Below are 16,255 nucleotides of genomic sequence, written 5' to 3' on the forward strand. Positions count from 1 at the left end.
TCGCCGTGTCACCGTCCGCGACCGGATCGTGTCCCGTGCGGATCGCCGCTCAGCTCCTGGTGGAGCGGGCCGTCCCCACCTCGTCGGCGGCGGGCTCGGTGACGGCCGCCCGGTGCCCGTTGGTCCCCGCAGCGCGCTCCTCCAGGGCGGTCAGCCGCTGCTCCAGCTCGCTCTCCCGCCGGGTCAGCTCCGCGTCCCGGACGGCGATCTGGCGGGCCAGGTTCGTCAGGTGCTGGCTGATCTCCCGGTCCCGCAGGTAGGTGTTCAGCATCCCGAACACGAAGGCGACGACGAGCAGGTAGACCAGCAGGTCAGTGCCGCGGCCGATGCCCACCGCCCGGGCCAGGTAGGTCAGGTCGTTCGGGCGCAGGACCGCGTAGATGTTCAGCACGATGAACGCGCCGAAGGCGATCCGCTTGCTCGCCCGCACGCCGACGCTCTGGCCGCTGCGCACGAAGTAGACGAGCGCGCCGACCGCGGCGGCCAGGAGCAGGATCTGCAGGATCACGGTGTTCGCCTCCTGGGTCATCGCTGCCGTACCGACAGGTCGAACAGGATGTTCACCCCGTTGAACAGCGACTGGCCCTTGGATCGTGAGTACTCGGTGTAGCGGATCGTGACCGGGACCTCGCGGATCCGCCACGACGACCGGGCCAGCGACGCGACGATCTCCGACGCGTGCGCCATCCCGTTCATGGTGATCCGCAGGTCCTCCGCGACCGCCCGGTTCATGGCCCGCAGCCCGTTGTGGGCGTCGGTGAGCTTGAGCTTGCGGCTGGCCGGCGACAGCGCCGCGACGGTGCGCAGCACCAGCCGCTTGAGCGGCGGGACCGGCTCGGTCGACTCGAGGAAGCGCGAGCCGAGGACGACGTCGGCCTCGCCGCCGCGCAGGATCGCGGCCATCCGGACGGCGTCGGCGACGTCGTGCTGGCCGTCGGCGTCGAAGGTGACGATCCGCTCCGCCCCGCGGAGCAGGGCGTAGTCGATCCCGGTCTGCAGCGACGCGCCCTGCCCGAGGTTGATCGGGTGCCGCACGAGGTGCGCCTCGGTGCCGGCGATGCGTTCGGCGGAGGAGTCCCGGCTGCCGTCGTCGACACACACGACGTTCGGGAAGGCCGTGCGGATCTCCGCGACGACCTCGGCGATGACGGTGTCCTCGTTGTACACGGGGACCACCACCCAGGTGCCGGTGTCGGCGACCACGTCCCACTCCCTCGTCACTGACCGGCGGCCGTTCACGGCCGCACCGCAGAGGCTATCGGTCCGGGTATCCGAGCCGTGCGACGGTGGGTCACGATCGGGGCGAAGGTGATGTTCCGTACCGTTCGTGACATGGACCCGAGAACCCTGCTCGAGGTGATGCTGGCCGATCTGGACAGCGCGCCGGAGCTGTACCGGCCGACGGACTTCTGGCGGACCGGGCTCGAGAAGGTGGTCGCCGACCTGCGGGAACGCGGGTTCACGGAGTTCCGCAGGCACCCGTCGGCCACGTTCTTCTACGCCCCGCAGTACGCGCCGGTGTCCAGGCCGGCGGCGATGCTGTCGCGAGCGTTCGGGATGCTGGGCGGCCCCGGCACGCTGCTGCGCGGGCGGATCGACCAGGTTCCCGTCGCCCGGGCCCACCACGCCACGGTGACCGCCCTCGACCCCGCCGACCGGTCGCCGTCGCTCGCCGGGTTCAGCGAGTCGACCGCCGGCGCCCCCGCCGAGCAGCTCGAGTTCGACGGCCGCCGGTTCAGCCGGTCGTCGCTGAACTACCTGCGCGGGCTGGTCATGCTCAAGCGGGCCGTGCCCGACCTCGACGTCTCGACGGTCCTGGAGATCGGCGGCGGGTTCGGCACGCTCGGGGAGATCCTGCTGTCGGGCAACCCCGGACTGCGCTACATCGACGTCGACATCCCGCCGGTCGCCGCCGTCGCCACGCACTACCTGCGCGAGGCGCTCGGGCCGGAGAAGGTCGGCGACTACGCGGCCACCCGCGAGCGCGAGAAGATCGTGATCGACGAGCTGGAGCACCCGGCGACCGTGCTGTGCTCCTGGCAGCTGCCCCGGCTCACCGGGACCGTCGACCTGTTCGCCAACTTCATCTCCTTCCAGGAGATGGAGCCCGAGGTGGTGGCGAACTACGCGAACCTGGTCACCGACCTGGGCGCCCGCTGGCTGCTGCTGCGCAACTCCCCGACCGGCAAGCCAGGAGTGCGCGAGCCCATGCTGCGGCGCCACTACCTGGAGATGTTCGACCGGTTCGAGCTCGTCGACTCCGACGCCGGGCTCTACGGCCAGGACTCCGAGGGCACGGTGTCCGAGGTGATGGTGCTCGCGCGGCGCTCGTAGGGTGGCGCGCATGCGCACCCCGGACCCGATCGAGATCGGCGGCCACCTCGTGGGACCCGGCGAACGGCCGTTCGTCATCGCGGAGGTCTCCGGCAACCACAACGGCTCGCTGGACCGGGCGCTGGAGATCGTCGACGCGATCGCCGGGACCGGGGCGCAGGCGGTGAAGCTCCAGACCTACCGGGCCGACACGATCACCATCGACGCCGACGGCCCGGCCTTCCGGATCCGTGACGACCACGGTCTGTGGGGCGGGCGGAACCTCTACCAGCTCTACGAGCAGGCGCACACGCCCTGGGAGTGGCACGAGCCGCTGTTCGCCCGTGCGCGGGAGCACGGCCTGGTGCCGTTCTCCAGCCCGTTCGACCCGACGGCGATCGAGCTGCTGGAGTCCCTCGACGCGCCGGCGTACAAGGTGGCCTCGGCCGAGCTGGTCGACCTGCCGCTGATCCGGGCGATGGCCGCGACCGGCAAGCCGATGGTGATCTCCACCGGGATGGCGACGCTGGCCGAGATCGACGCCGCCGTCGCCGCCGCCCGCGAGGGCGGTGCGACGCAGATCGTGCTGCTGGCCTGCACCGCCTCCTACCCGGCGGACCCGGTCGACGCCAACCTGCAGACGATCCCCGCGTTGCGCGAGGCGTTCGGCGTGCCGATCGGGCTGTCCGACCACACCCCGGGCATCGGGGTGCCGGTCGCCGCCGTCGCGCTCGGCGCGGTCGCGATCGAGAAGCACGTGACGCTGCGGCGTGACGACGGCGGCGTCGACTCCGACTTCTCCCTGGAGCCCGCCGAGCTGGCGTCGCTGGTCACCGAGACCGACATGGCGCGCCGCGCGATGGGCCCGGCCCGGTTCGGCCCCCGCGAGTCCGAGCGCGACACCCTCGCGCTGCGCCGCTCGCTGTGGGTGGTCGCCGACGTCGCCGCGGGCGAGAAGGTGACCGCGGACAACGTCCGGTCGATCCGCCCGGCGGGTGGTCTGCACACCGACACGATCGGCACCGTCCTGGGCCGGACCTTCACCCGCGACGTCGCCCGCGGCACCCCGCTGACCTGGGACCTGATCTGAGCCGACCGCTCAGTGCAGGGTGCCCAGCGCCGCCTTGGTGAAGGGCACCAGCTCGGACTCGCGGCCGTCCAGGACCTTGCTGCCCCACTCGGGGTCGGCGAGCAGCGCCCGGCCGACGGCGACGAGGTCGAACTCGTCGTCCTCCAGCCGGTCGAGGAGCTTCTCGACACCGCTCACGTCGGCGCGGGCGTCGGCGCCGGCGAACATCGCCGGGTCGAAGACCTGGTCCAGGCCGACCGAGCCGACGGTGATCGTCGGCAGCCCGGTGACCTTGCGGGCCCACCCGGCGATGTTGAGCTCGGCGTCGGCGTCGGGGAACTCCGGCTCCCAGTAGCGGCGCCCGGACGCGTGGAACGCGGTCACCCCGGCGTCGGCGAGCGGGGTCAGCACCTCGGTCAGCTCGTCGGGGGTGGCGGCGAGACGCGCGTCGTAGTGGTTGCCCTTCCACTGGGAGAAGCGGAACACGACCGGGTAGTCGGGCGCGACGCGTTCGCGGACCGCGGCGACGATCTCGGCGGCGAAGCGGGCGCGCTCGGCCCGGCCGCCCGCGTAGCCGTCGGCGCGGCGGTTGGTGCGCTCCCAGAGGAACTCGTCGATCAGGTAGCCGTGCGCGCCGTGCAGCTCGACGCCGTCGAAGCCGATCCGCTCGGCCTGCGCCGCGGCCTCGGCGAACGCGCCGACGATTCGGTCGATCCCGGCGAGGTCCAGCGCCTGCCCCGCGCCCTCGGTGCCGTCGAGCGCGACGCCCGACGGGCCGACGGACGGGGCCTCGGGGAACGGCGGCTTCCCGGCCTCGCGGGTGATGCCGACGTGCCAGAGCTGCGGCATGATCCGGCCGCCCGCGCCGTGCACCGCCTCGACGACCGTCGCCCACCCGGCCAGCGACGCCTCGCCGTGGAAACGCGGGACGTCGGCGGAGTCGCCCGCGGACGGGTCGTCGATGTAGGTCCCCTCGGTGATGATCAGGCCGGTCCCGGCGGCAGCCCGGCGGGCGTAGTAGGCCGCGACGTCGTCGCCGGGGACACCACCGGGGGAGAAGTACCGGGTCATCGGGGCCATGACGATGCGGTTGGACAGCTGTGCGGAGCCGAGCGAGTACGGACGGCCGAGCAGCCGTGCGGCGCGGGTGGACACGAGGCACTCCAGGGGGATGAGCCGTCCAGGCACGTCGGCGGGTCCGGGCGGAGGCGTCAAATGGTTCCTGTCAAAGATACAGATGGGCCGGCGAACTGCAACAGTGACCATCGCCTTTTCGTCCGGGCGGGTAGTCTGGGGCTCTGACCGGGGAGGTGACGTCGTGCTGGACATTCGGTTCTCCCGTGCCCTGCAGGCGATGCTCTACCTCGCCGCGGCCGCGGAGGGCGACGGGTCGACGGTCAGCTCCGGGCGGCTCGCCGAGGCCCTCGGGACGAACCCGAGCCTCGTACGCAGGCTGCTCGTACCGCTCGGGGCCGCGGGCCTGGTCGAGTCGACGAGGGGGCGCAGCGGTGGTGCCCGGCTGGCCCGGCCGGCCGGGGAGATCACCCTCGCCGAGATCCACCGCTGCGCGGTCGGGGAGAAGCCGCTCTGGGCGTGCAGCCCGGAGACCGAGCACGTCTGCCCGGTCACGCCGCACGCCGCGGCGTACTTCGCCGGGCTGACCGCCGACGTGGAGCAGGCGGTGCAGGCGGCGCTGGAGGGGCGGACGCTGGCCGACGCGCTGCGCGAGATGCGGGATCTGGAAAGCGTGCCGCGCTAACCGTCCAGAAAGTCCCTGACCAGGGCGTTCACCTCGTCCGGGGACTCCCGGTTCGACCAGTGGCCCCGCCCGGGCAGCAGCACGAACCGGGCGCCGGGCACGGCCTCGGCGGCCGCGCGCGTGGTCGCCACGGGGACGCCGGCGTCCCGGTCGCCCTGCACGAACAGCGCGGGGCAGCGGATCTCCGACAGCCGGGGGCGCAGGTCGACCCGCATCCGGCGGAACCCGATCGAGCCGTTCTGCCAGTCCGAGCTGCCCGCGTTCCCGGACCGGGCCTCGGCGAGGACGGCGTCGACGATCTCGTCCAGGTCGGGCACGCGGCCGGCGTCGCCGAACAGGGCACGGCGGGCGAACGCGGTGACCGCGGCCCGGCTGCGGAAGGCCAGGTTCGGCAGGGTCCGCGACAGCAGGGGCACCCGCGCGGTCAGCCACAGCAGCTGGTGCAGCCCGGGCGGGAAGCTCAGCGTCCCGGCCGGGGCCAGCGCGACGACCCGTTCCACCCGGTCGGGGTGCTCGATCGCGGTCGCCAGCGCGAGGGCGCCGCCCTGGGACAGCCCGACGACGGCGGCGCGCTCGATGCCGAGGTCGTCCAGCACGTCGACGAGCGTGCGCAGCAGCACCTCGTGGGTCGCCCGGCCGTGCCACGGTCGGCTGCGCCCCTGCTTCGGCCAGTCGGGGGCGACGACGCGGTGCTCGCGCGCGAGGTCGGGGATCAGGTGGCGCCAGCTGAGCAGCGCGTTGTCCAGGCCGGCGCCGGAGAGCAGCAGCACCGGCGGGCCGGCGTCGCCGGCGAGGTGGACGTGCAGGTCGCCCTCGGGACGGGGGATCACGTGGTCGCGCAGGTCGGTCATCGGTCGTCATCCTCGTCGCCCCACCCGCGTGCGGCCAGTGCCTCCCCGAGTGCGTCGGCGTGCCGCAGCGTGCGCACCAGGAAGGGCACCGCGAACGCCGTCGGCGACCGCTCCGCCCCACGGGCCCTCGCCGCCTCCCGGACCTGCCCGGCGATGCCGGACAGCGTGGCGATCGACTGGAGCGTCAGTCCGACGAGAAGGCCGAGGCGCTCCGGCGCCACCCCGAACCGGCGCAGCGGCCCGAGCCCGCGTTCCACGGCGCCGACCAGGTCGTCCACCTGGGTGGTGAGGGTGAACAGGGTCGCCGCACCCAGCGCGGCGACCAGACGCAGGACCACCACCAGCGTCCGTTCCGGGCCGATCAGCCACCACTGCACCGCGCCGAGCAGCAGTGCCAGCAGCGCCAGCGTGCGCAGCACCGGCCGGACCCGGTGCCACGGGATGCGGGCGAGCAGGTACCCGGCGGCGACGAGGGCGCACAGCGCGCCGAGCACCCGCGGGTCGCCGGTGAGCACCGTCCCGGCCGCGAGCGCCAGCACCACGAGCAGTGACGGCCCGGCCGGCGCCCGGTGCAGCGGGCTGGTGCCCGGTGAGTAGAGACCGAGCGGGGTCACGAGCCGCAGAGCCTGCGGTAGTACGCCACGGCCGGGCCCGGCTCGTCGTCGGCGACGACCCGGCCCCCGTCGAGGACGACGACGCGGTCGAACCCCGTCAGCAGGTCCAGGTCGTGGGTGGCGAGCAGGACCTGCTGGCGCAGCCCGGCGAGGCGGTCGGCGAAGGCCCGCTGGTTGCGCAGGTCGAGCAGGGTGGTCGGCTCGTCGCAGACCAGTACGTCCGGGTCGAGCACCAGCACCGCGGCCAGCGCGAGCAGCTGCTTCTGGCCGCCGGAGAGCTGGTGGGCGGGGTGCTCGACGTGGTCGCCGAGCCCGAACTCCGCGAGCGTCGCCTCGGCCCGCCGGGCGCGTTCGGCGCGGTCGCGCACGGTACGGCGCAGCGAGAACGCGACGTCCTCGCCCGCGGTCGGCATGACGATCTGGGAGTCCGGGTCGGAGAAGACGAACCCGACCCGGCGGCGGACGGCGGCGCCCTCGCGGGCGGGGTCGCGGCCGTCGACGGTCACGGTGCCCTCGGTCGGGGTGACCAGGCCGTTGACGGTGCGGGCCAGGGTGGACTTGCCGGAGCCGTTCGCGCCGACCAGCCCGATCCGGCGTTCGGGCAGGGCGAGGGTCACCTCCCGCAGCACGGTGCGCTCGCCGTAGCGGTGCCCGACGCCCGAGAACCCGATCACCGGACCACCCGCCAGCTCGTCGCGACGCCGAGGCCGCCGCCCGAGGACAGCGCGGCCAGCCCGGTCTCGCCGCGGCCCTGCACGACGAGCCGGTGGAACAGCCGGACGACCAGCACCGCGCCCGAGGCGCCCCAGGGATGGCCCAGGGCGATCGCGCCCCCGTCCGGGCTCGCCCGGTGCTCGTCGATCCCGGCGGCGTCGAGACAGGCCAGGGCCTGTCCGGCGAAGGCCTCGGTGAACTCGACGGCGTCCGGGGCGGCCGGTCGGTCGCGCAGTGCGGCGAGCGCCGGGACGGCGCCGAGGCCGAGGTCGGCGGGCGGGCAGCCGCGGGTGGCGGCCGAGACCAGCGCGAGCCCGGGCACGCCCAGCTCCCGCCGCCGCCACTCGGGCACCAGGGCGACGGCGGCGGCCCCGTCGTTCACCCCGCAGGAGTTCGCGGCGGTGTGGGCGCCGCCGGGGGTGAACGCGGGCCGGAACCGGGCCATGCGGTCGGCGGTGAAGCGCTCGCGGGGACGCTCGTCGGCGGTGCGGGACGCGACCGGGACGAGCTCGTCGTCGAAGCGGCCCGCCCGCTGCGCGTCGACGGCGCGGGCGTGGCTGCGGGCGGCGAACGCGTCGAGCCGGGCGCGGGACAGACCCGCCCGGGCGGCGACGTCGTCGGCGGCCGGACCCATGTCCGGGTCCGGGTCGCCTGCCGGGGCGAACGGCGCACGGGTGTAGACGGTGCCGTCGGCCCGGGTCCGGGTGGGCGCGGTCGACGGGGACTCGGCACCGCCCGCCAGGTACCCGACACCGTCGCCGGCGCGGACGGCCGCGGCGGCGGCGAGGATCGCGGACAGCCCGCTCGCGCACTGCCGGTCCACGGTCATGCCGGGCACGTCGTCGCCGAGCCCGGCGGCCAGCGCCGCGACCCGGGCCGGGTTGCCGCCGGGGCCGAAGACGTTGCCGAGGAGCACGTCGTCGACGTGGCCGCCGAGGGTCCCGGCCAGCGCCGCGAGGACGGGGGCCGCGAGCGCGTCGACGGTCACCGCCCGCAGCGACCCGCCCGCGGTGCCGATCGGGGTGCGTCGCGCGGCGACGACGACCGGGGTGGCGTCGTCGGGGCCGCTCACTCCGGGTCCCCGAGCGGTACGGCGTCCAGGCTGCCGTCGCGCAGGGCGGCGTCGACGGCGGCGCGGGCGGGCTTGCCCGATCCCAGCCGGGGCAGTGCGCGGGTGACCAGCCAGCGACGCGGGCGCTTCGCGGGGGACAGGGCGGTCCGGGCCGCGGCCCGCAGGGCGCGCCGGTCCGGGACGTCGTCGCGGGCCTCGACCACGGCGGTGACCACCATGCCCAGGGACGCGTGCGGGGTCCCGGCCACGACGACGTCGTCCACCCCCGGGACTCCCCGCAGCACCTGCTCGACCTCCTCGGCGGCGACCAGCGTCCCGCCGGAGGAGATGGTGGTGGCGGCGCGGCCGAGGACGGTCAGACCGCCGTCGGCGGTGAGCTCGGCACGGTCCGCGACGGTCGTCGGTCCGGGGGCGGCCGGTTCGAGCACGCCGCGGGTGAACCGGCCGCGCACCGACTGCGGGCTGTCCACCCACAGCACGCAGTCGTGCACGGCGAGCCGCACGCCCTCGACCGGGCGCAGCGGGCCGTCGTCGCGGCGGGTGGCGATCAGCGAGTGCTCGGCCGAGCCGTAGTACTCCAGCAGCGTGGTGGTGGGCAGCAGCCGCGCGCACCGCTCCCGGACCCCGGGCGCGACGTGCGCGCCGCCGCACACCACGACCCGCGGCACCGGACCGCCCGGACGGCGCTCCCGCTCGTCGAGCAGCGCGCTGAGCTGGGCGGGGACGAGGTGGACCGAACCGCCGTCGGGCAGGTCGGTCGGGTCGAGCCGGCCGCGGGTGACCAGGCCCAGGCCGTGGTGCAGGGCGTGCAGCGCCCCGAACAGGTACAGCGTCGACGACGGTGGCCCCGGCACGAGGACCGGGCCCGGCAGCCCGCCGAGGAGGTCGAACCCGATCCGCCAGGAGCGCCGGTCGCGGCCGAGCACGCTGGGGACACCCGTGCTCCCCGAGGTCGTCGGGAGCAGGAACAGCCCCGGTGTCCGCGGTCCCCCCTCGGCGGTCGCGGCCCGGCCGTCGGTACCGACGACGTGGTGCGGCGCGGCGTCGGCCAGCACCGCGGCGCGTTCCCGGACGGTCCAGCCGGTGTCGGCCAGCAGCGACGCCGCGCCCAGCCGGTCCGCGGCGAGCAGGTGGGGCAGGACCGCCCACCGGGCCCGGGTGGGGGTGTCGAGCACGACGCGTTCCCCGGCCCGCACGCCGAGCCGGGCCAGGCGCTCCCCGGCGACGGCGACGGCGTCGGCCAGCCCCCGGGGCAGCCACGGAGCGGGGACGACGGGCGCGGAGCCGTCGTCGTGGTCGGGGGGGTCGACGCCGGGGGAGTCGATGCCGGTCCCGCTCACCGGACCCGGGGCTCGGACGACGCGGACCGGACCGGCAGCAGGTCCGGCAGGGCCCGGTGCACCAGCGACGCGACCAGCGCGGCCAGCACGATCTTGACCAGGTCACCGGGCACGAAGACCAGGGACTGCACGATCCCGCCGGTGACGTCCCCGATGTAGACGCCCAGCCAGGGCATGCCGATCACGTAGTCGGCGAGCAGCCCGGCCACGCAGGCCAGCAGCAGCACGGGCAGCGACCGCGACCGGAACCGCGTCACGACCAGGCCCGCGACCAGCGCGGACAGCAGCCAGCCGACGAGGAACCCGCCGCTGGGTCCGAAGAACGCGGCGCCGTTGCGGCCGCCCGACAGCAGCGGGAGCCCGACCGCGGTGAGCACCAGGAGCAGCGCGACCGACGCCGTGCCGAGCCGCCACCCGAGGATCACGCCGGCCAGGATCGGGCCGACGTTCTGCAGGACGATCGGCACCCCGGCCACTCCGGCGAAGCCGGGGAACAGCCCGAGGACGGCGATGAACGCGGCGAACACGACCACGCGGGCGAGATCGGCCGCGGGGAGCGCAGGACGGGATCCGGACACGCGCGAAGGGTAGGTCACGTCGGCGTGCCGGAGGTGCGTCGTGCGGGTTGCATCACGGCTCCGACCTGTCAGAGCACGCGGTGGAGTGTCCGGAATCCGTCGGCGTCGGGGGCGCCGGGCTCGCCGTAGCCCGCGCGGGCGAACAGCCGGGCCGAGGCGTCGTTGCCAGTGTGCACGACGGCGGTCACCGCGGTCCCGGCGCCGGTACAGGCCCGCAGCGCGTCCTCCCCGGCCCGCAGCATGGGCAGGGCCAGCCCCTCGCCACGACGCTCCGGGGCGACGGTGATCGAGACCTCCCAGCCGCTCCCGTCCCGGTCCCAGCGGACGGTGCCGACCGGCCCCCTGGCGTCGGCGACGACCAGGAGCAGCCGGTCGTCGCGGTCCAGCGAGCTGGCGAGCCAGCGGCGGTGGGTGGCGAGGTCGACCGCGTCGTGGCTGCGTGACCAGCGACGGGTGTCGGGGTCGTTGCGCCAGGCCAGCAGCAGCTCGGCGTCGCCGGGACGGGCGGGGCGGGCCCGGACCACCCGGGCGAGCACCCGGCCCTCGGCGGCGACGCGTGCCTCCCGGCCGCCGGACGTGCCCACCGCGGTGGCCACGGCGTCGACGACCCGGCCCGCGCCCTCGCCGTCGACGACGGTCGCGGCCCGGTCGGCGAGCGCGGCGCGGTCGCCCGGGCTGGTCAGCAGGGCACGCAGCACGGCCGCGGCGGCGGCCGGGTCGACGAGGTCCGCGGTCCCGCCCAGCCCGGCGGCGGCCCCGGCGTCGACGACGGTCCGGTAGCCCTCGGTCTGGTTGTCCGCGGCCCGGACCAGCGCCATCGGGACACCCACGCAGCACAGCTCCCACACCGTCGTCCCGGCCGCGCTGACGACGAGGTCGGCCTCGGCCATCGCGGCGGGCAGGTCGGGCAGCGGCGGCACCGCCCGGAACGTGGCCGGCCCGTCGGCGGGCAGGTCGAGGGGCCGCCCACCGGGGACGACGACGTCGACCTCGGCGGCGACGTCCGCGGCGGCGAGGGCGGCGACCACCCGGGGCAGCAGCCCGGCGGCGTCGGTCCCGCCCATGACGACCAGCACGCGGGGCGGCCCGGCGCCGGGGGCGTCGGCGGCGCGCAGGGCCCGCCGGGTGCGGGCACGGCGGGCGGTCAGCCGCAGCGGGGCGTAGCCGGGGCCGCGGAGCAGGACGGGGGAGCCGTCGTCGGGGCGGGGGTGGTCCTCGGCTCCCATGTTCGGGTCGACCACCACGTCACCGGGACGCCGGCCGGTCGCGAAGTCCTCCACGGTGGACAGCACGACCCCGGCGTCGTTCAGGGCCGGACGCAGGTCGTCGCCGAGCAGGTAGTGGTCGACGTGCACGGCGTCGATCCGGTGCTCACGGGCCAGCGCCGCGAGCCCGCCGGCGGTGTCGGCCGGGGGCAGGACGGGGCCGGGCTCCCGGACCAGCCCGGACCACAGCCAGCCCAGCCCGTCGAGCCGGCCCGACCAGAACACCTCGTGCCCGGACAGCAGCGCCGCCTCGGCGACCGCGGCACACCGCACCGCGTGCCCCACCCCCGTCGACGGTCCGGCGTCGCAGCGCAGCAGCAGACGCATCCCGCTCACCCCTCGGCGAGGGACTTCTGACGGACGTGCGCGTTGCGCTCCACCAGGTCCGGCCGCGACCGCAGCACATCGACGACCGTCCGCCACCCGGTGCGCCCGTCCAGGGCCTCGACCAGCCCGGTCAGGGCGTGCAGGTCGTCGACGGTGTCCAGGGTGACGCGCAGGTCGTCGGCGGCCGGGGCGACGACGAGCCCGAGGCAGCGGAACCGGTCCGGGTCTCCGTAGAGGCCGGAGGTCACGTGGATCCGGTCGTACCCGGTCGCGGTGCCGGCCAGCGCGCGCAGCGCGTCGACGCGGGCGAGCTCGACGTCCAGGCCGCGCGGCAGGGTGCGCACCAGGGTGGTGGCGACGTAGTCCTGCTCCGGCGCGGACCGCCAGGCCGCGGCGACCAGCGACACCAGCGCCGGGTCGAGCAGCGGGCAGTCCGCCGTCAGGCGCACCACGGCGTCGCAGGGGTGCTCGTCGACGGCCTGCACGAAGCGGGCCAGCACGTCGTCCTCGGAGCCGCGCACCGCCGGGACGCCGATCGTCGCGGCGCGCTCGGCCACGGCGTCGTCGCCCGGGGCGGTCGAGGTCGCGACCACGACCCGGTCGACGCCGGAGGCGGCGCGGGCGGCCGCGACCACCCGGTCGAGCACCGGTGTGCCGCCGAGATCGGTGAGCACCTTGCCCGGGAGCCGCGTCGACCCCGTCCGCGCCTGGATGACCGCGTTGACCCGCACCCGTACCTGCTTCGATTCGTCCGATCGATCGCGTGCCATCATGCCGGGCGGACGAAATTCCGCAGATCTGGAGGCGTGATGTCGGTACTCAAGGGCTCGTCGGTCCTGGTCACGGGCGGGACGGGGTCCTTCGGGAAGGCCTTCGTCCGCACCCTGCTCGACCGTTACGAGCCGCGCCGGCTGGTGATCCTCTCGCGCGACGAGCTCAAGCAGTACGAGTGCCGGTCGCTGTTCGACAACGACCCGCGGCTGCGCTGGTTCCTCGGTGACGTCCGGGACCAGCCGCGCCTGCGCCGCGCGATGCACGGCGTCGACTACGTCGTGCACGCCGCCGCGCTCAAGCAGGTGGACACGGCCGAGTACAACCCGTTCGAGTTCATCCGGACCAACGTCGAGGGCTCGCAGAACGTCGTCGAGGCCGCGATCGACGCCGGGGTGAAGAAGGTCGTCGCGCTGTCCACGGACAAGGCGTCGAGCCCGATCAACCTCTACGGCGCCACCAAGCTGTGCGCGGACCGGCTGTTCGTGAGCGCGAACCACTACGCCGCCGCCTACGAGACCCGGTTCGCCGTGGTCCGCTACGGCAACGTGCTCGGCAGCCGCGGGTCGGTCGTCCCGCTGTTCAAGAAGCTCGCCGCCGACGGCCAGTCGCTGCCGATCACCGACAAGCGGATGACCCGGTTCTGGATCACCCTGCCGGACGCGGTGCAGTTCGTCATCGACTCCTTCGACGCGATGCAGGGCGGCGAGCTGTACGTGCCGCGCATCCCGTCGATGCGGATGACCGACCTCGCCGAGGCCATCGCCCCCGGCGCCGCGACCCACGAGATCGGGATCCGACCGGGCGAGAAGCTGCACGAGGAGATGATCGCCGCGGACGACTCGCGGCGGACCCTCAAGCTGGCCGACCGCTACGTCGTCGAGCCCTACATCGCCGGCTGGGGCTATACCTCCCCGGCCGACGGCGAACCGGTCCCGGACGGGCAGGCGTACCGGTCGGACACCAACGACCTGTGGCTGTCCCCCGAGCAGCTGCGCGCGATGGTCGAGGCGCTCGACTGATGGGCGGCGCCTGATGCTCCCCTACGGCCGGCAGTCGATCTCGTCGGAGGACGTCGAGGCGGTCACGGCGGTCCTCGGGACCGACTGGTTGACCACCGGCCCGGCCGTGACCCGGTTCGAGGACGACCTCGCGGCCGTCTGCGGGAACCCCGCGGTGGCCGTGACCAGCGGGACCGCGGCGCTGCACGTCGCCTACGCCGCGGCCGGGGTCGGCCCGGGCCAGGACGTGGTGGTCGCCCCGCTGACCTTCGTCGCGACGGCGAGCGCCGCGGCCCTGCTCGGCGCGAACGTCGTGTTCGCCGACGTCAGCCCGGACACCGGGAACCTCGACCCGGACGCGGCGAAGGCCGCGCTGACACCGAACACGACCGTCGTGGCCGGGGTCGACTACGCCGGCCACCCGATCGACACGGGACCGCTGCGGTCGCTGGCACACGACGCCGGCGCCCTGCTGCTGGAGGACGCCGCGCACTCCGTGGGCGGCACCTGGCACGGCCGCCCGGTCGGTGACCTGGCCGACCTGACCACGCTGAGCTTCTTCCCGACCAAGAACCTCACCACCGCCGAGGGCGGCGCGGTCGTGTCCCCGCGCGAGGACCTCGTGGCGGGTGCCCGGTCGTTCCGCAACCACGGCCTCGTCCGCGACAAGGACGCGCAGCGCTTCCCCGACGAGGGCCCGTGGCACCAGGAGGTGCACGCGTTCGGGCTGAACTACCGGCTGCCCGACCTGCTCGCCGCGCTCGGATCCTCCCAGCTCACCCGGCTGGCCGCGTTCACCGCGCGGCGCAGGGAGATCCACGCCCGCTACGACGCCGCGCTCGCCGACGTGCCCGAGGTCCGCACCCCGGTCCGTCGCAACGGCGCCGAGCCCGCCTGGCACCTCTACCCGCTGCGCGTGCTCGACGGCCGCCGCCGCGCGCTGTTCGAGTACCTGCGCGAGCACGGCATCGGGGTGCAGGTCAACTACATCCCCGCCTACTGGCACCCGGTCTTCGCCGACCTCGGCCATCGCCGCGGCCTGTGCCCGAACGCCGAGGAGTACTACTCCCAGCAGATCTCGCTGCCGTTGTTCCCCGATCTCGCCGACGCCGACGTCGACCGGGTCGCCGGTCTGGTGCGCACCTTCTTCGGACACAGCGGGTGACCTCGGTGGACGCGAGTCGCGAGGTGCTGGGGCGCGGCTCGCTCTACACCCTCGGCAGCGTCGCACCGATCCTCGCCAACGTCGTCGTCACCCCGTTCGTGACCCGGCTGCTCGGCGACGCCGAGTACGGCGTCGTCGCGGTCGGGCTGATCCTCGTGCAGGTCGGCGCGATGGTCGTCGGGTTCGGGCTGGCGTCGTCGATCACCCGGCACGGGATCCTGGAGAGCTCCGGCGCCGACGGCGCACGCGCCCTGGTGCTGCAGGGCAGCGCGCTGTCGCTGGTGGTGGTCGTCGTCGCGGTGCTGGCCGGTCCCTGGTGGAGCCTCCCGGTGCTGTCGGTGCCCTGGCGGGCCGGCCTGGTCTTCGCCGGGCTGGCCGCGGCCGGTTTCGTGGTGGTGCTCAACGCCCAGGCGTTCCTGCGGGTGCAGGACCGGCCGGTGCCGTTCGTCGTCATGTCCGGGGTGGCGACGCTCGGCGGACCGCTCGCCGGGCTCGCGCTCGTCGCGTGGCGGGCGAGCGACGCCGACGACTACCTGTTCGGCCTGCTGCTCGGCTACCTCGCGGCCGCGGTGATCGGGCTCGTGCTCGCGCTGCGCGGCGGCCGCCCGCGCACCGCGCGGGGCGACTTCGGCCGGGCGCTGCGGATCGGGCTGCCCGCCGTCCCGCACCTGGTCGCGCTGCTGCTCGTGCAGAACGCGCTCGTGCTGATCGTGAGTCGTTACTTCGGGGTCGCCGACGGCGGCCGCATGCAGATCGCGCTGCTCCTCGGCTCCGCCCCCGCCATGATCGTCTCCGCGCTGAACAACGCCTGGGCGCCGGTCATCTACCGGACCGCCCCCGATGCCCGCGGCGCCGCGCTGGAATGCACCGCCCGCGACGTCGGCGTCGTCACCGCCGCACTGGCCGGCGGGGTCGCGCTGCTCGCCCCGTTCCTGCTGCGGATCCTCGCCCCGGCCTCGTTCGCCCCCGAGCAGCTGGTGCCGGTCACCGCGGTCGCGACGCTCGGCGCCGTGGTGAGCGTCGTCTACCTGGCCAACGTGCACCTGGTGTTCGCGTCCGGCCGCAGCGGCGGGCTCGCCATCGCGAGCCCGGTCAGCCTGGTGCTCGGGGTGGTCGCGGCGGTGCTGCTCGCCCGGACCGGGTCGCTGACCGCGGTCGCCGCCGGGTTCCCGCTGATCTATCTGGCCCTGGCGGCCGGGACGTCGCTGCTGCGTCGGCGGGTGTCACCGACCCGCTGGCGGGAGGCGGTGCTGGCCGGGCCGCTGGCCGTCGGCGTCGTCGTGTGCGGGGCCGGGGTGCTGCTGCCGTCCGACGGCGCGCTGTGGCTGTCGGTGCGGTTCGTACTGGCCGCGCTGCTCGGGGTGGCCCTGCTGGTGCTGGTCCGCCGGATCTTCCGACCGTCATGATCGCCGGGAG

At 75.2% G+C, this 16,255-nt stretch carries 17 protein-coding genes; 6 read left to right on the top strand and 11 right to left on the bottom strand.

What is annotated here, in order from left to right:
* Positions 1 to 49: 49 nt before the first annotated feature.
* Positions 50 to 508, bottom strand: coding sequence for a DUF2304 domain-containing protein (locus Ae505Ps2_RS07590; RefSeq protein WP_226361410.1), 459 nt, complete (start codon positions 506 to 508; stop codon positions 50 to 52).
* 17 nt (positions 509 to 525) lie between these two features.
* The gene (locus Ae505Ps2_RS07595; protein ID WP_020626830.1) at positions 526 to 1,203 is read right to left on the bottom strand and encodes a glycosyltransferase family 2 protein; all 678 of its coding nucleotides are present in this window, start codon (positions 1,201 to 1,203) and stop codon (positions 526 to 528) included.
* 129 nt (positions 1,204 to 1,332) lie between these two features.
* On the opposite strand from Ae505Ps2_RS07595, the gene Ae505Ps2_RS07600 reads away from it, so the two are divergent.
* Together Ae505Ps2_RS07600 and pseI are read left to right on the top strand one after the other, a co-directional pair.
* Positions 1,333 to 2,334, top strand: a complete 1,002-nt coding sequence (locus tag Ae505Ps2_RS07600; protein WP_075309173.1) for a putative sugar O-methyltransferase — start codon at positions 1,333 to 1,335, stop codon at positions 2,332 to 2,334.
* Positions 2,335 to 2,344: 10 nt separating this feature from the next.
* Positions 2,345 to 3,403, top strand: coding sequence for a pseudaminic acid synthase (gene pseI, locus Ae505Ps2_RS07605; RefSeq protein WP_075312573.1), 1,059 nt, complete (start codon positions 2,345 to 2,347; stop codon positions 3,401 to 3,403).
* A gap of 9 nt (positions 3,404 to 3,412) precedes the next feature.
* Here the strand turns inward: pseI and Ae505Ps2_RS07610 are convergent, their stop codons facing one another.
* On the bottom strand, positions 3,413 to 4,537 hold the full coding sequence (locus Ae505Ps2_RS07610; RefSeq protein WP_075309171.1) for an NADH:flavin oxidoreductase: 1,125 nt from the start codon (positions 4,535 to 4,537) through the stop codon (positions 3,413 to 3,415).
* A gap of 163 nt (positions 4,538 to 4,700) precedes the next feature.
* Between Ae505Ps2_RS07610 and Ae505Ps2_RS07615 the strand changes: the two genes are divergently transcribed.
* A complete protein-coding gene (locus Ae505Ps2_RS07615; protein WP_075553526.1) occupies positions 4,701 to 5,141 on the top strand; it encodes an Rrf2 family transcriptional regulator in 441 nt (146 codons plus the stop codon).
* Here the strand turns inward: Ae505Ps2_RS07615 and Ae505Ps2_RS07620 are convergent.
* The 8 genes from Ae505Ps2_RS07620 to Ae505Ps2_RS07655 all read right to left on the bottom strand — a co-directional run bounded on the left by Ae505Ps2_RS07620 (position 5,138) and on the right by Ae505Ps2_RS07655 (position 12,633).
* The gene (locus Ae505Ps2_RS07620) at positions 5,138 to 5,992 is read right to left on the bottom strand and encodes an alpha/beta hydrolase (RefSeq protein WP_075309169.1); all 855 of its coding nucleotides are present in this window, start codon (positions 5,990 to 5,992) and stop codon (positions 5,138 to 5,140) included. The two genes, Ae505Ps2_RS07615 and Ae505Ps2_RS07620, sit on opposite strands and share 4 nt — an antisense overlap.
* Positions 5,989 to 6,606: an energy-coupling factor transporter transmembrane component T gene (locus tag Ae505Ps2_RS07625; protein WP_075553527.1), complete on the bottom strand. Its 618-nt coding sequence runs from the start codon at positions 6,604 to 6,606 to the stop codon at positions 5,989 to 5,991. The genes Ae505Ps2_RS07620 and Ae505Ps2_RS07625 overlap by 4 nt, the downstream gene beginning before the upstream one ends.
* The gene (locus tag Ae505Ps2_RS07630) at positions 6,603 to 7,280 is read right to left on the bottom strand and encodes an ABC transporter ATP-binding protein (protein ID WP_075309165.1); all 678 of its coding nucleotides are present in this window, start codon (positions 7,278 to 7,280) and stop codon (positions 6,603 to 6,605) included. Before Ae505Ps2_RS07630 ends, Ae505Ps2_RS07625 begins: the two co-directional genes overlap by 4 nt.
* Positions 7,277 to 8,392: a thiolase family protein gene (locus Ae505Ps2_RS07635; protein WP_075309163.1), complete on the bottom strand. Its 1,116-nt coding sequence runs from the start codon at positions 8,390 to 8,392 to the stop codon at positions 7,277 to 7,279. Before Ae505Ps2_RS07635 ends, Ae505Ps2_RS07630 begins: the two co-directional genes overlap by 4 nt.
* Positions 8,389 to 9,732 carry a hypothetical protein gene (locus tag Ae505Ps2_RS07640; RefSeq protein WP_249265232.1) on the bottom strand — a complete coding sequence of 448 codons (1,344 nt, stop codon included), beginning with the start codon at positions 9,730 to 9,732 and terminating at the stop codon, positions 8,389 to 8,391. The genes Ae505Ps2_RS07635 and Ae505Ps2_RS07640 overlap by 4 nt, the downstream gene beginning before the upstream one ends.
* Positions 9,729 to 10,310 carry a biotin transporter BioY gene (locus Ae505Ps2_RS07645; protein ID WP_075309161.1) on the bottom strand — a complete coding sequence of 194 codons (582 nt, stop codon included), beginning with the start codon at positions 10,308 to 10,310 and terminating at the stop codon, positions 9,729 to 9,731. The genes Ae505Ps2_RS07640 and Ae505Ps2_RS07645 overlap by 4 nt, the downstream gene beginning before the upstream one ends.
* 68 nt (positions 10,311 to 10,378) lie before the next feature.
* On the bottom strand, positions 10,379 to 11,902 hold the full coding sequence (locus Ae505Ps2_RS07650) for a bifunctional UDP-2,4-diacetamido-2,4,6-trideoxy-beta-L-altropyranose hydrolase/GNAT family N-acetyltransferase (RefSeq protein ID WP_075334057.1): 1,524 nt from the start codon (positions 11,900 to 11,902) through the stop codon (positions 10,379 to 10,381).
* Between the two features lie 5 nt (positions 11,903 to 11,907).
* Positions 11,908 to 12,633, bottom strand: a complete 726-nt coding sequence (locus tag Ae505Ps2_RS07655) for an NTP transferase domain-containing protein (RefSeq protein WP_233147696.1) — start codon at positions 12,631 to 12,633, stop codon at positions 11,908 to 11,910.
* A gap of 78 nt (positions 12,634 to 12,711) precedes the next feature.
* On the opposite strand from Ae505Ps2_RS07655, the gene pseB reads away from it, so the two are divergent.
* From pseB to Ae505Ps2_RS07670, 3 genes are read left to right on the top strand one after another with little or no spacing between them, the layout of a single operon-like run.
* The gene (gene pseB / locus Ae505Ps2_RS07660; protein WP_075309157.1) at positions 12,712 to 13,695 is read left to right on the top strand and encodes a UDP-N-acetylglucosamine 4,6-dehydratase (inverting); all 984 of its coding nucleotides are present in this window, start codon (positions 12,712 to 12,714) and stop codon (positions 13,693 to 13,695) included.
* 13 nt (positions 13,696 to 13,708) lie between these two features.
* Positions 13,709 to 14,839: an aminotransferase class I/II-fold pyridoxal phosphate-dependent enzyme gene (locus Ae505Ps2_RS07665; protein WP_075309155.1), complete on the top strand. Its 1,131-nt coding sequence runs from the start codon at positions 13,709 to 13,711 to the stop codon at positions 14,837 to 14,839.
* Between the two features lie 5 nt (positions 14,840 to 14,844).
* A complete protein-coding gene (locus Ae505Ps2_RS07670; RefSeq protein WP_158071551.1) occupies positions 14,845 to 16,245 on the top strand; it encodes a lipopolysaccharide biosynthesis protein in 1,401 nt (466 codons plus the stop codon).
* Positions 16,246 to 16,255: the final 10 nt, after the last annotated feature.

The organism is Pseudonocardia sp. Ae505_Ps2, from assembly GCF_001932425.1.
Taxonomy (GTDB): domain Bacteria; phylum Actinomycetota; class Actinomycetes; order Mycobacteriales; family Pseudonocardiaceae; genus Pseudonocardia.

Bases quoted from the DNA above. Each gene is read 5' to 3' on its own strand.
- Ae505Ps2_RS07665 (WP_075309155.1), top strand. From the start codon at position 13,709: ATGCTCCCCTACGGCCGGCAGTCGATCTCGTCGGAGGACGTCGAGGCG.
- Ae505Ps2_RS07600 (WP_075309173.1), top strand. From the start codon at position 1,333: ATGGACCCGAGAACCCTGCTCGAGGTGATGCTGGCCGATCTGGACAGC.
- pseB (WP_075309157.1), top strand. From the start codon at position 12,712: ATGTCGGTACTCAAGGGCTCGTCGGTCCTGGTCACGGGCGGGACGGGG.
- Ae505Ps2_RS07650 (WP_075334057.1), bottom strand. From the start codon at position 11,902: ATGCGTCTGCTGCTGCGCTGCGACGCCGGACCGTCGACGGGGGTGGGG.
- Ae505Ps2_RS07620 (WP_075309169.1), bottom strand. From the start codon at position 5,992: ATGACCGACCTGCGCGACCACGTGATCCCCCGTCCCGAGGGCGACCTG.
- pseI (WP_075312573.1), top strand. From the start codon at position 2,345: ATGCGCACCCCGGACCCGATCGAGATCGGCGGCCACCTCGTGGGACCC.